We start from the raw sequence: 12537 nt of genomic DNA on the forward strand, positions 1-12537 counted from the left end.
TCGCCGCGTGACCGCCTCACCCCTCGGCTCCGGCTCCTCCGACTCCTACCGCGACCCGTACGGCGGCGACGTGCTCGGCGGCGACTGGCGGGCGCGCGGCCGCGTCGTCGTCCCCGAGGTGCCGGCCGAGAAGGACCTCGTCGTCGAGCTGCCCGACTCCGGCTACGTCGGGGCGGTCGTGCGCGTCGAGCTCGGCACGGTGCACCTGGAGGATCGCCACGGGCGGGTGCGTGTGTTCCCGCTGGGAGCGGGGTTCCTCGTCGAGGGGGCCCCGGTCATCCTCACCGCCCCCGCCGCGGCCAAGCCGACGGGCCGTCAGCGCACCGCGAGCGGCTCGTTCGCCGTCGAGCAGCAGCGCGCGCGCGTCGCCCGCGGCAGCCGCATCTGGGTCGAGGGCCGCCACGACGCCGAGCTCGTCGAGCAGGTGTGGGGCGACGACCTGCGCGTCGAGGGGGTGGTGGTCGAGTATCTCGAGGGCGTCGACGACCTCGCCGAGCGGCTGCGCGAGTTCGGGCCCGGGCCCGGCCGCCGCGTCGGCGTCCTGGTCGATCACCTCGTGGCCGGCTCCAAGGAGGAGCGCATCGCGCGCGAGGCGCTGCGGGGCGCGGATGCCCGGCACGTGCTCGTCGTCGGCCACCCCTACATCGACATCTGGCAGGCGGTGAGGCCCGCGCGCGTCGGCATCGCGGCGTGGCCCGACGTGCCGCGCGGGGAGGACTGGAAGACCGGGACCCTGCGCCGCCTCGGCTGGCCGCACGGCTCGCCGGAGGCCACGGCCGCGGGGTGGCGGAGGATCCGCGGCTCGGTGCGCAGCTACGCCGACCTCGACCCGGTGCTGCTCGGCCGGGTGGAGGAGCTCATCGACTTCGTCACCGCCGAGGGCTGAGCCGCGCGGCGCCCGGGCGCATCCGCCCCGGCATGACGAAAGCCGCCCCACATCATCGGGGGGCGGCTCTCGTGAGGTTCGCGTGATCTCTCACGCGAAGCGCTTCAGTCGGTGAGGACTAGAGCGGGCGGATGTTCTCGGCCTGGAGGCCCTTGGGGCCCTGGGCCACGTCGAACTCGACCTTCTGGTTCTCATCGAGCGAACGGTAGCCGTTGCTCTGGATGGCCGAGAAGTGCGCGAACACGTCGGCGCTTCCGTCATCGGGGGTGATGAATCCGAAGCCCTTTTCGGCGTTGAACCACTTAACGGTGCCTGTCGTCATTTCTGACTCCCTTGTTTCCTACTTCACGGAGTTTCGACTGTCGAAACCACCAGTCGAACCAACTCGTGAACCGTATCCATCGGGGAGTAGCGACCTGCTTGGTGTTCCAGGACGCCCGGCGCAGCGAGGCGTATCAACTTCGCTGCCCACAGTAGTGCACACCCCGGCCTCCGGCACCATCGTCACCGAGTTGTTACCGATATTGCGCACAGCCGACGGCAAGAGGACGGCGATACGGTCGCGCTGGCGCGTCGCGCGCTCCCGATCTCTGGAGTGACATCATGAGCTTCCTCGACCGACTCTTCGGCAGCCGCACCCCCGAGCCGGAGAGCGCCCCGCCGCCCCGCGCGCCGCGCGGCGACGACGAGCGCGCCGTCGAGCGCTACCGCTATCTGCTCGAGACCGCGCCGCCCGAGACCATCGAGCGCGTGCACGCCGAGGCCTTCGCGAAGCTGACCCCCGAGCAGCGGCGCATGGTGTTCGAGAAGCTCACGGCCTCGGCGCCGGAGGGCGAGGCGCCGCGCGACGATCAGCCGGCCACCCTCGCGCAGGCTGCGACCCGGTCGGAGCTGCGCCAGCCGGGCACGATGGAGCGGTCATTCGCGCGGCCCTCCTTCGGCAGCATGATGGGCGCCTCCCTCCTCGGAACGGTCGCCGGCTACGTCGTCGCCTCCGCGCTCGTGAGCGCCTTCCTGCCGCCCCTGGATCCCGGCGGCGCCGAGGCGGGAGGGGACGCCGCCGGCGGGGGCGATGCCGGCGACGCCGCTGCGACGGATGCGGGCGCGGCCGACTCCGGCGCGGACGCGGGCGCCGGCGACGGCGGGGGCTTCTTCGACGGCGGCGGCTTCGACGGCGGCGGCTTCGGCGATTTCGGGTTCTGAGATGGCCCGCCGCGACCCCCGCTCCGGCCGGATCGAGCCGGGCCCCGGTCAGGAGTCGGTGTGGGACTACCCCCGACCTCCCCGCGTCGAGCCCGTCCGGGCGCGAGTGACGATCGAGCTCGGCGGCGTGCTCATCGCCGACTCGACGCGCGCGATGCGCGTCCTCGAGACGAGCCACCCGCCGGCCTACTACCTGCCTCCGGAGGACTTCGCGCCCGGGGCCCTCCGCCCCGCGGACGGCTCGAGCTTCTGCGAGTTCAAGGGGCGCGCCGCGTACGCCGACGTTCTCGGCGGCGATCGCGCCGCCCCGCGCGCCGCGTGGTACTACCCCGAGCCGAGCCGCGGCTTCGAGCAGATCGCCGGGTTCGTGTCGGTCTACCCCGGCCGCATGGACCGCTGCACGGTCGACGGCGAGGTCGTCACTCCGCAGGAGGGCGACTTCTACGGCGGGTGGATCACCTCGAGCATCGTCGGCCCGTTCAAGGGCGCGGAGGGCACCTGGGGCTGGTGACCCCGGGCCGGTGGCCCGGGCGGATCGGCGTTTCGGGCGGCCGAACTGCGGCAGGAGCATCCGCGCTGGCACACTGACCGCGTGAGCCAGGCGACCCGACCCGACGAGCCGAGCCGCGCCGACCTGCGGCGCTGGAGCCGCTACCTCGCCGACGAGCGCGCCGAGGCCGCCGTGTACCGCGACCTCGCCCGTCGACGCGCCGGCGAGGAGCGCGCGATCCTCCTCGCGCTCGCCGACGCCGAGGGCCGCCACGAGGCGCACTGGATGTCCCTCCTCGGCGACCGCGCGGCGCGCGTCCCCGCCGTCTCGCTCCGCACGCGCATCCTGGGCTTCTTCGCCCGACGCTTCGGCAGCGTCTTCGTGCTCGCGCTCGCCCAGCGCGCCGAGTCGCGCTCGCCGTACGAGACGGACGCGCACGCGACGGCCGCGATGGCCGCGGACGAGCGCATCCACCAGGAGGTCGTCCGCGGGCTCGCCGCGCGCGGTCGCGCCCGGCTCTCCGGCACGTTCCGGGCCGCGGTGTTCGGGGCGAACGACGGCCTCGTCTCCAACCTCGCCCTCGTGCTCGGCATCGGTGCGACGGGCGTCCCCGCCGCGACCGTCCTGTTCACGGGGATCGCGGGCCTCCTCGCCGGCGCGCTGTCGATGGGCGCGGGGGAGTACGTGTCGGTGCGATCGCAGCGAGAGCTGCTCGACGCCTCGACCCCCGACCCCGAGGTGCACACCGCCGTGCCCCACCTCGACGTCGACGCCAACGAGCTCGCCCTCGTCTACCGGGCTCGAGGGATGAGCGAGCAGGAGGCGCTCGTGCACGCGCGGGCGGTCGTGGCCGAGTACGACCCCGCCGTCGCCGCGGCCCGCGCGGCGGAGTCGCGGGCCCTCGGCGCGGTGACCGACGAGCACGAGGAGATCGGCTCGGCGTGGGGCGCCGCGACCTCCAGCTTCTGCTTCTTCGCCAGCGGCGCGGTCATCCCCGTCGTGCCGTACCTGCTCGGGCTCACGGGCGTCGCGGCCGTCGTCACCGCGGCCATCCTCGTCGGCCTCGCACTGCTCGTCACGGGCACGATCGTGGGCGTCCTCTCGGGCGCCTCGCCCTGGCGCCGGGCGCTCCGTCAGCTCGCGATCGGGTACGGAGCGGCCGCCGCGACCTACGCGCTCGGGCTCGCGTTCGGGACGACTCTGGCCTGATCAGAGCCGTTCTTCGCGCGACCCCCTGTGTCGGGCTCCCAGGGGTTTGTCAGGTTCGGCCCCGCACCCTGGGATAGCGGCTACGACAGCCGTAGGGGAGAGCATCCCCGGTGCGATGACATCCACCGGGTGCGGTGCGATGACCTCCTGACGCCGGCTCACTCGATCTGGTGCGAATGCGCAACGACGTGCACAGCCCGTATTCGACCAGCGCTTCACCGGGGCGCTGCCACGAGAAAAGCCCCACGCTCCATGCCCTCTTCGCTCCACCGCTCCCGCGTGCGCTCCGCCGTGGGCGCCTCGCCCTTCCTCCCCGCTCGCGCGGTCGACCCCCTGCACCTCCGCGAGCGGGTGCTCGCGATCGCCGTCGCCGTCGTCGCCGCAACGGTGCTCGCCGGCAACGGCGTCGCCGCCATCGGATCGACCCTCGATGAGGAGCAGCGCGCCTTGGCCGCGCCGCGACCTCAGTCGTTCTCCGTGAGCGCGACCGTTCCCATCGAGCCCGCCGATCGCGACGACTTCACGGTCACGTGGTCGCCTCCCGTGGTCTACCCCGTCGGCGCGGGCGCCCCGCAGACCGACGGCTTCGGCTTCCGCGCCTCCCCGTGCGCCGGCTGCTCGAACGACCACAAGGGCGTCGACTTCACGCCCGGCGCCGGCACCCCCGTCGCGAGCATCGCCGACGGCGTCGTGACCGCCGTCGGCTTCGACGGCACGTACGGGATGAGGGTCGAGATCGAGCACGTCGTGGAGGGCCAGGCGGTGCGCTCGTTCTCCGCCCACCTTCAGGACGGCTCGGTGCCGCTCTCGGTCGGCGATCGGGTCGAGACCGGGCAGATCATCGGCGCGGTCGGGTCGACGGGGGCGAGCACCGGGGCGCACCTCCACTTCGAGGTCCGCATCGGCGGAACGCCGATCGATCCGGTCCCGTGGCTCGTGGCGAACGTGCGCACCGCGCCGCGCTGACGCGCCGACCGAACCGAGCGGTCATCGGCTCCGAACCCGAGGTGCTTAGACTGTCGCCACGCCGGCCATCGCCGCGCCCCGCGCCAGCAGGACCCCCCTGAGGAGACAACAGTGTCGATCGCCGCTTTCGCCCGACGGATCGAGCTGCAGACGCGGCCCATCCACCCCGAGACGGAGGCCGCGCTCCAGAAGCGCTGGGCCGAGCTCCCCGAGCACGCGAGGACGCCCGAGCAGCTGCTCGGCAAGTGCGCCGTCGGCTGCGAGGGAACGCACGGCGTGTTCCCGAAGTGCAACCTCACCTGCTCGCCCTGCTACCACTCGGCCGACGCCAACAAGGTGCGCATCGACGGCGACCACACGGTGACCGAGGTCACCAAGCAGATGGCGCTGCTGCGGCAGATCCGCGGCCCGCGCGCTCACGCGCAGCTCATCGGCGGCGAGGTCAGCCTCCTGCCGCCGAAGGCCCACCGCGACACGCTCAAGGCCATGCGCGCCGTCGGCCGCGAGCCCATGTCGATGACGCACGGCGACTTCGACTACGACTACCTGCTGGATGTCGTGCTCGACGACGACGGCAAGCCCGCGTTCGAGAAGGTGTCGTTCGCCGCGCACTTCGACTCGCTCATGCGCGGCCGCCGCGGCGCCGTTCGCCCCCGTAGCGAGGCCGAGCTGAACCCCTTCCGCGAGAAGTTCGCTGAGATGTTCATCGACCTCAAGAAGCAGACGGGCGTGAAGTCGTACCTCGCGCACAACATGACCGTCACCCCGACCAACCTCGACGAGGTCGAGCAGGTCACGCGCGACGTGCTCGGCATGCGCTACGACATGATGTCGTTCCAGCCCGCGGCCTTCATCGGCGACGACCGCCGCTGGAAGGAGAACTTCGAGGAGGTCACGATCGATGCCGTGTGGGATCGCATCGAGGCCGGCGCCGGGCAGAAGCTGCCCCACAAGGCCGTCCAGTTCGGCGACCCGCGCTGCAACCGCCACACCGTCGGCGTCATGGTCGACGGCCGCTTCGCCTCCGTGCTCGACGCCGACGAGCCGAAGGACATCGCCGCACGCGACCGCTTCCTGAAGCACTACGGCGGCATGATCTTCGGCGATATCCCGCGCTGGGCGCTCACCGTGAAGGTCATCCGCGCCATCCTCAGCCACCCGCAGGACCTCCCGCCGCTCATCGGCCTCATGAGCCGCATCGTCAAACGCGGCGGCGGCCTGCGAGCGGTCATCCGCGCCGCCCGGAAGGGCAAGGTCAGCTTCAAGACCTTCGTCGTGCACAACTTCATGGACGCCGAGCAGGTCAAGCCCGCCTGGGACATGATGAAGAAGGGCATCGTCTCCGACGACCCGAAGCTCAAGGAGACCCAGGAGCGCCTCGGCGCCTGCATGTACGCGATGAGCCACCCCGAGACGGGCGAGCTCGTGCCGGCGTGCGCGCAGCACTCAGTGCTCGACCCGATCGAGAACATCGGCCTGCGCACCCTGCTGCCGCTCGAGCCGAAGGGCGAGCGCCGCACGGGCATCTCGAACGGCAAGGTCGACGAGCTCGTCACCGACGGCTCGCGCTGGTAGGGGGCCCGCCCGGCGCCGTCTCCGACGCTCGCGCTCGCTAGGGCGTCGACAGCCCGCGCCCACCGCCTCTCGGGGCGCCTGGCGCACGACGGGTGAGCACGTTCGTCGCACGTGAGCTCAGAATTCCGGGCTCAAGCGCGAATAACTGGCTCGACCGCGCGGGTCGGGGCGCGGCCGTCAGCCCGCGACGACCGTGCAGGCCGAGCGGGGGATGAGCGCCGTCGCGCGCTCGCCGATCGCGAGCGGGCGGCTCGCCGGCACCTCGGCGACGAGCTCGGCGGCCGGTGACGCGTCGGCGAGGGCATCCGTCGCCTGATCGGTGGCCGCCTCGACGACGGAGCCGGCGCCCGAGATCGCGAGGGCGAGCTCGGCCCGCGGCCCGCGCGCCCGGCGATCGGCGACGACGACGTCGACCGCGACGAACCCCTCGGGGGCGGACGCCCCTGCCGCGGCTACCTGGATCGCCTCCTGCCGGACGACGAGCACGCCCGACCCCTCGGCCCACGTCTCGCCCTCGGGAGCGGCCACTCGGCCGATCGCCGACACGTGCGCCCCGTCGCGGACGACGCCCGCGAGCTCGATGCGCCCGCCCATGAGGCGGGAGACGTCGAGCGACACCGGCCGCGTGTAGAGCCGCTCGACGGCGTCGTGCTGCAGCAGGCGCCCGCGCTTGAGCAGGGCGACCCGGTCGGCGACGATCGCCGCCTCGTCACGATCGTGCGTCACCATGACGACGGTCGGGGCGACCTGCGCGCGGATCGCGGCGAGGAGCGCGTGCATGTCGGAGCGCAGCTCCGGGTCGAGGGCGCTGAACGGCTCGTCGAGCAGCAGCACCCGAGGCCGGGCGGCGAGCGCCCGGGCGAGCGCGACGCGCTGCTCCTGCCCGCCCGAGAGTGCGGTGACGGGGCGCGACCCGAAGCCCGCGAGCTGCACGAGCTCGAGGAACTGGGTCGCATCCGCCCGCGCCTCACGCCTCGGCTGACCGGCGACGGTCGCGGCGAAGGCGACGTTGTCGAGCACGCTCAGGTGCGGGAAGAGCAGGGGGCGCTGGAAGACCATCGCCATGCCGCGGCGCTCGGGGGCGAGGCCGGCGACATCCGCGCCGTCGACGAGGATGCGCCCCGAGCTCGGCACGTCGAGCCCGGCGATCGAGCGCAGCACGGTCGACTTGCCCGAGCCCGACGGCCCGAGGATCGCGAGGCACTCGCCGGGAGCGACGGAGAACGACACCGCGTCGACGGCGGCGTGATCGGCCCCGTCGAAGGTCTTCGTGAGTGCGTCGAGGGCGAGGGAGGCGCTCATGGCGAGCCTTTCGGTGATCGGCTGGGCGTCGGACCGGTCAGGCGCCCGCCCGCGTAGCGGCGGCCGAAGCGCCCGAGGGCGAGCAGGAGCAGCAGCGGCGGGACGATCGCGCTCACCGACAGCACCGCGACGACCGCGTCGTTGCCGACGCCCGCCGCGAAGGAGCCCACGAGCAGCGGCAGGGTGACGAGAGAGCCGCCGCCGACGAGGACGGTCACGACGTAGTCGCTCCAGCCGACGAGGAAGGCGAGGAAGGCCGCGCGCGCGAGCCCCGGCGCCACGAGCGGCAGGTGCACGCGCGCGAGCACGTGGGCGCGCGAGGCGCCGAGCGTGCGGGCCTCCTCCTCGAACGCGATGTCGTGGGCGGCGTAGGCGACGCGCATCGTGTAGACGGTGTACGGCAGGGCGGCCGCGACGAGCAGCAGCAGCACCGCGAGCGTCGCGGGCACGCGCGCCCGCAGGAGCACGATCGTGAGGCCCATCACGGCGACGAAGGCGGGAAGGGCGAGCGGCGCGAGCAGGATCGCGCTCACGAGCCGCGGGGCCGGCACACGGCCGAAGGTCAGGGCGCGGGCGGCGAGGGCGCCGAGCGGCGTGGCGATCGCCGCGACCGCGAGCCCGAGCAGGATCGACCGGCCGAACGCGGGCACGGCGCCCTGCGCGAGCGCCTGCGAGAGCCCGTCGAGGCCCCACTCGGTCGGCAGCGTCGCCGGGAACGACCACCGGTTCGCGACCGACCAGATGAGGAGGGGAACGACCGGGAGGGCGAACCACAGCGCCAGCAGCGCCGCGACGGCGATGCGCACGATTCGCCCGACCGGGCGGGGCCGCATGAGCCCGCGCGAGCGCGTCGTGCGGGGGTCGGGCGTGACCCGCTGCCCGTACGGGATCATCATCGCCATCGCGGGCTCACTTCCACAGCGGCGTGCGCCGCAGCAGGGCCATGCCGATCGCGACCGCGAGCAGCGAGACGAGCGTCGTCGCGACCGCGACCGCGGCAGCCTCGGGGCGCGAGGTCAGCGTGATCGACGTGAACAGCCGGAACGCCAGCACCGGCAGCGGCTCGGGGTAGGGCCGGCCGAGCAGCCACGCGACCTCGTACGAGCCGAGCGTGTAGACGAAGATGATGATCGCGCTCACGATGACGGCGGGCGTCGCGAGCGGGATGACGACGTGCCGCAGACGCCGGGCGCGGGATGCGCCGAGCAGCGCCGCGGTCTCGTCGTAGCGGGCGACGCGCGTCGCGAGCACCCCCGCGACGACGAGCGCGACGAAGGCCGACTCCTTCCACGTGTACTCGAGCACGACGGCGACCCACCACGGTCCGCCGACGAGGTCGGGCCAGGCCGTCGGCGCGATGCCCAGCACGCGCGGGATGAGCCCCGAGTCGGCGATGAGCAGCCCCACCGACGCCGCCCCCACGAGGTGCGGGATGGGGATCGTGAGCGCGCTCAGCGCCGCGACCACACGGCCCGTCACGCGCCCCTGCGTGATGATGATCGCGGCCGCGAGCCCGATGACGCACGAGAGCGCCGTCGAGGCCGTCGCGATGCCGAGCGAGAGCGCGAGACCCGTGAGCAGCTCGTCGCCGTTCGCGACGTAGGCGTCGAGGGTGAACGCGGCCTCGCCGACCAGCGGGACCAGGCCGACCGACTGCGCCGCGGACATCCCGATGCCGCCGACGACGACGAGCCCCGCGATCAGCAGGGCGGGCGCGACGGAGGCGAGCGCGACCCAGCGGTCGCGAGCGACGGATGCCCGGGGCCGGGCGCGCGCGATCGCGGCGCCCGGCCCCGGGGTCGGCAGCATTCTTCGCGGCTCGCCTACTGCGCGAGCACGAGTCGGCGCCACTCCTCGTCGATCGGCGTCACCCACGCCGAAGCGAGCTCAGGGTTGGCGTTCTCGCTCAGCACGTCGTAGGCCGGCACGACCGGCGACTCGGGCAGCGCGTCGAACAGCGCCCGGTCGTCGGCCTCGAGGCGGTCGAGGTCGAGCACCGTGAACTGCCCCCAGACGTCGGGCTCGGCCTTCGCCGCCTGCTGCTCGGGCGAGAGGGCGAGGTTCGCGACGACCATCGCGCCGGCCTTGCTTCCGGAGGTCGAGGCGAGGCCGAGGAAGCTCGCGTTGCCGACCGTGCCCTCGTCGAGCGTGAGCACCTTCGTGCCGGCGGGGTACGTGCCGTCGGCGACGAGCTGCGTGAGCGTCGCGGGCCCGTAGGTCATCGTGAAGTCGACCTCGCCGTTCGCGAAGAGCTCGTTCAGCTCGTTCGAGTTCTGCGGGTAGGTGCTGCCCTCGCGCCACAGGAACGGCTCGAGCGCCTGGAGCTCGTCGAAGAGAGCCGGGGTGAGCTCGGCGAAGTCGTCCTCGCTGTAGGCGAGCGGCACGTTCTCGTAGCCGCCGTTCACGCTGTAGAGCACCTCGCGGACGAAGACGGAGCCCGTGAAGTCCGGCGGCGCCGGGTAGGTGAAGCGGCCGGGGTTGGCCTTCGCCCACTCGAGCAGCTCATCGAGCGAGCTCGGCACGTCGGTGACGGTGTCGCTGTTGTAGACGAAGGTGAACTGCGCCTTGTGCCAGGGCACCTCGCAGCCGTCGACGGGCGTGCCGAAGTCGTCGAGCAGCAGCGGGTCCTCGGGGTCGGTGAGCTCCATGTTGGGCAGCATGTCCGTCCAGCCGCACTCCCACGCGCCGGCCTCCTTGCCGGTGCCGAAGTTGTTGCCGTTGACCCAGACGAGGTCGACCTCGCCGTCGGTCTCGCCGGCCTGCACCTCGCTGAGGATGCGGTTGAGCGCGTCGGGCGTGTCGGCGATCGGCACCTGCTCGAGCGTCACGCCGGCCTCGGCGGCCGCAGGGACCAGCACGTCGTTGACGTAGGCGTTGCCCTGCTCGTCGCCGCCGTACATCCACAGCTTCACGGTCTGGCCGTCGGCGGCCTCGAGCACCTCCTCCCACGAGCCGTACTGCTGGTCGTCGGAGGCGCCGCCGGTGCCAGTCTCGGCCGAGCAGGCGGCGAGGGAGGCGACGAGGCCGAGCGCGAGGGCGCCGGCGACGGCTCCTCGACGCAGGGGGATGCTGTGCAAGGGAACTCCAGGAGGGTCGGGACCCCGACCGCGGCGGCGGGGTCGTCATCGTGCGGAGCGCGCTGGTGGCTGTGGCGCGCAGTGCGGTCGTGCGGTGGCTGGTGCCGGTGGTGCTGATGGTGGCGCTGCGGGTGCTGTTGCTGGTGCTGGTGGTGGCGCTGCGGGTGCTGGTGCTGGTGCTGGTGGTGGCGCTGCGGGTGCTGCTGATGCGATGCGGTAGCCCGGGGAGGCGGGCCTCCCCGGACGTCGTCCACGGCCGACTCTAGACTGACCGCGATGACACCCGGCGCAGAGTCCCCTCCCGCGGGTCGAGCCCCGCTCGCCCCCCGGGGTGCCGTGGCGCGAGCCGCCGCTCTCGGAGTGTTCGTCGCCGTCGCCGTCGCGGTTGGGGTGCTCGTCCCTCTTCCCTCGGTGGACGAGGTCCGGGCGGCGGTCGCCGACCTCGGCCCGTGGGGCGGCGTCGCTCTCGCTCTCGCCTACGCTGCCGTCACTCTGACGCCCGCGCCGAAGAACGTGCTCTCGATCGCCGCGGGCCTCGCCTTCGGGTTCTGGACCGCCCTGCTGTGGGTCTACCTCGGCGCTCTGATCGGCGCGGCCGTCGCCTTCGTGCTGGGTCGTGCGCTCGGCCGTGACGCGGTCGAGCGCTTCACGGGCGCGCGCGTCGCCGCGATCGACGACCTCCTCGCGCGCCGCGGCCTCCTCGCCGTGATCGGCGTCCGGCTCGTCCCCGTCGTGCCGTTCACCGCGATCAACTACGTCGCGGGCCTCACGGCGGTGCGCCGTCGCGACTACGCGGTCGGCACCGTGCTCGGCATCATCCCGGGCACCGTCGCCTACGTCGCGCTCGGCGCATTCGGCCTCGAGCTCGGCTGGCCGGTCTGGGTCGCGCTCGGCGTGCTCGGGGCCCTCACGCTCGCCGGTGCCGTCGTCGCGTGGCGCGGTCGCCGCCGCAGGCCCGATGCGCGCGCGGCGCGCACCGACCACGCGCGTTCGGTGACGGATGCCCGTGCCGCCTCCCGCGAGGAGCGCCCCTGATGCTCGACCGCCCCCTCCGCGCCCTGCTCGAGCGCCCCGTCGGCGCCCTCGCCGCGGCCCTCGATCGCCCCGGCGTCACGCCGGACGGCCTCACCCTCGTCGGCCTCGGGCTCGGACTCGGCTCGGCCGTCGCCGCGGCGACCCAGCTGTGGGCGCTCGCGCTCGTGCTCTGGCTCGTCTCGCGCGTCGTCGACGGTCTCGACGGGGCGCTCGCGCGCCGGCGTCGCGCCGACGATCGCTTCTCGGCCGACGATCGGGCGGGGGGCGACAGCCAGGCGGGCGGGTTCCTCGACATCACGTGCGACTTCGTCGTCTACGGCGCGACCGTGCTCGGCGTCGCCCTCGGCGCGACGGCGGCGTTCGACGCGCCCTGGCAACCCTTCGCCGCGGTGCTGCTCGCGTACTACGTCAACGGCGCGGCGTTCCTTGCGTTCAGCTCGATCGCGGAGCGCACCGGGCGGCAGCTCGACGACGGACGCTCGCTCTCGTTCCTCGGCCGGCTCGCCGAGGGCACCGAGACGATCGTCGTCCACAGCCTGTGGCTCATCGTGCCGTTCTGGTCGTGGCAGCTCGCGACGGCGTGGGCGGTCTTCGTCGGCATCAGCGCCGTGCAACGAGTGGTCGCCGGCTACCGCGCCCTCCGCTGAGCGCCGACGCGCGACGCGCACCGCGCGCGCCAGGCACCCGCACGTCCGTCCGGCCCGCGACAGCACCCCGACGATGCGCCGGTTCGATGAGCATGCGCGGGTTCGAAGTGGCGCATCGTCATCAGACCCGCGCATGCTCGGCGGCGA

Annotated in this window: 14 protein-coding genes; 9 read left to right on the plus strand and 5 right to left on the minus strand. The window is 73.4% G+C overall.

Annotated elements, in window-relative coordinates; all coding sequences use genetic code 11:
- The first annotated feature begins 7 nt into the window (after positions 1 to 7).
- Positions 8 to 886: a DUF3097 domain-containing protein gene (locus ASC54_RS08845; RefSeq protein WP_055898455.1), complete on the plus strand. Its 879-nt coding sequence runs from the start codon at positions 8 to 10 to the stop codon at positions 884 to 886.
- 118 nt (positions 887 to 1004) lie between these two features.
- Here the strand turns inward: ASC54_RS08845 and ASC54_RS08850 are convergent, their stop codons facing one another.
- Complete coding sequence (locus tag ASC54_RS08850) at positions 1005 to 1208, minus strand: cold-shock protein (RefSeq protein WP_055860048.1); 204 nt, start codon at positions 1206 to 1208, stop codon at positions 1005 to 1007.
- A 281-nt stretch (positions 1209 to 1489) separates the two neighbouring features.
- On the opposite strand from ASC54_RS08850, the gene ASC54_RS08855 reads away from it, so the two are divergent.
- From ASC54_RS08855 to ASC54_RS08875, 5 genes are all read left to right on the plus strand, one after another.
- Complete coding sequence (locus ASC54_RS08855) at positions 1490 to 2089, plus strand: hypothetical protein (protein WP_055898458.1); 600 nt, start codon at positions 1490 to 1492, stop codon at positions 2087 to 2089.
- A gap of 1 nt (position 2090) precedes the next feature.
- Entirely contained in the window at positions 2091 to 2600 is a 510-nt protein-coding gene (locus ASC54_RS08860) for a DUF427 domain-containing protein (protein WP_055860051.1), read from the plus strand.
- 81 nt (positions 2601 to 2681) lie between these two features.
- Positions 2682 to 3788, plus strand: coding sequence for a VIT1/CCC1 family protein (locus ASC54_RS08865; protein WP_055860056.1), 1107 nt, complete (start codon positions 2682 to 2684; stop codon positions 3786 to 3788).
- Between the two features lie 252 nt (positions 3789 to 4040).
- The gene (locus tag ASC54_RS08870; RefSeq protein WP_055898461.1) at positions 4041 to 4754 is read left to right on the plus strand and encodes a M23 family metallopeptidase; all 714 of its coding nucleotides are present in this window, start codon (positions 4041 to 4043) and stop codon (positions 4752 to 4754) included.
- Positions 4755 to 4865: 111 nt separating this feature from the next.
- On the plus strand, positions 4866 to 6329 hold the full coding sequence (locus ASC54_RS08875) for a hypothetical protein (RefSeq protein ID WP_200932305.1): 1464 nt from the start codon (positions 4866 to 4868) through the stop codon (positions 6327 to 6329).
- A gap of 177 nt (positions 6330 to 6506) precedes the next feature.
- Here the strand turns inward: ASC54_RS08875 and ASC54_RS08880 are convergent, their stop codons facing one another.
- Genes ASC54_RS08880 through ASC54_RS08895 form a run of 4 tightly spaced genes read right to left on the minus strand, consistent with a single transcriptional unit; the run spans position 6507 to position 10708 of the window.
- A complete protein-coding gene (locus tag ASC54_RS08880; RefSeq protein ID WP_055898464.1) occupies positions 6507 to 7631 on the minus strand; it encodes an ABC transporter ATP-binding protein in 1125 nt (374 codons plus the stop codon).
- Positions 7628 to 8533 (minus strand): ABC transporter permease, encoded by a 906-nt coding sequence (locus ASC54_RS08885; protein ID WP_200932306.1) that lies wholly within the window; start codon positions 8531 to 8533, stop codon positions 7628 to 7630. Before ASC54_RS08885 ends, ASC54_RS08880 begins: the two co-directional genes overlap by 4 nt.
- 7 nt (positions 8534 to 8540) lie before the next feature.
- The gene (locus tag ASC54_RS08890) at positions 8541 to 9440 is read right to left on the minus strand and encodes an ABC transporter permease (RefSeq protein WP_082515009.1); all 900 of its coding nucleotides are present in this window, start codon (positions 9438 to 9440) and stop codon (positions 8541 to 8543) included.
- 14 nt (positions 9441 to 9454) lie between these two features.
- The gene (locus tag ASC54_RS08895; RefSeq protein WP_200932307.1) at positions 9455 to 10708 is read right to left on the minus strand and encodes an ABC transporter substrate-binding protein; all 1254 of its coding nucleotides are present in this window, start codon (positions 10706 to 10708) and stop codon (positions 9455 to 9457) included.
- A 65-nt stretch (positions 10709 to 10773) separates the two neighbouring features.
- On the opposite strand from ASC54_RS08895, the gene ASC54_RS08900 reads away from it, so the two are divergent.
- The 3 genes from ASC54_RS08900 to ASC54_RS08910 are packed head-to-tail and all read left to right on the plus strand — an operon-like array spanning position 10774 to position 12390.
- Complete coding sequence (locus tag ASC54_RS08900) at positions 10774 to 10974, plus strand: hypothetical protein (RefSeq protein ID WP_156376805.1); 201 nt, start codon at positions 10774 to 10776, stop codon at positions 10972 to 10974.
- A 10-nt stretch (positions 10975 to 10984) separates the two neighbouring features.
- Complete coding sequence (locus ASC54_RS08905) at positions 10985 to 11743, plus strand: TVP38/TMEM64 family protein (protein WP_082515011.1); 759 nt, start codon at positions 10985 to 10987, stop codon at positions 11741 to 11743.
- Positions 11743 to 12390: a CDP-alcohol phosphatidyltransferase family protein gene (locus ASC54_RS08910; protein ID WP_055898470.1), complete on the plus strand. Its 648-nt coding sequence runs from the start codon at positions 11743 to 11745 to the stop codon at positions 12388 to 12390. Before ASC54_RS08905 ends, ASC54_RS08910 begins: the two co-directional genes overlap by 1 nt.
- The last annotated feature ends 147 nt before the right edge of the window (positions 12391 to 12537 follow it).

Source organism: Yonghaparkia sp. Root332 (assembly GCF_001425665.1).
Taxonomy (GTDB): Bacteria; Actinomycetota; Actinomycetes; order Actinomycetales; family Microbacteriaceae; genus Microcella.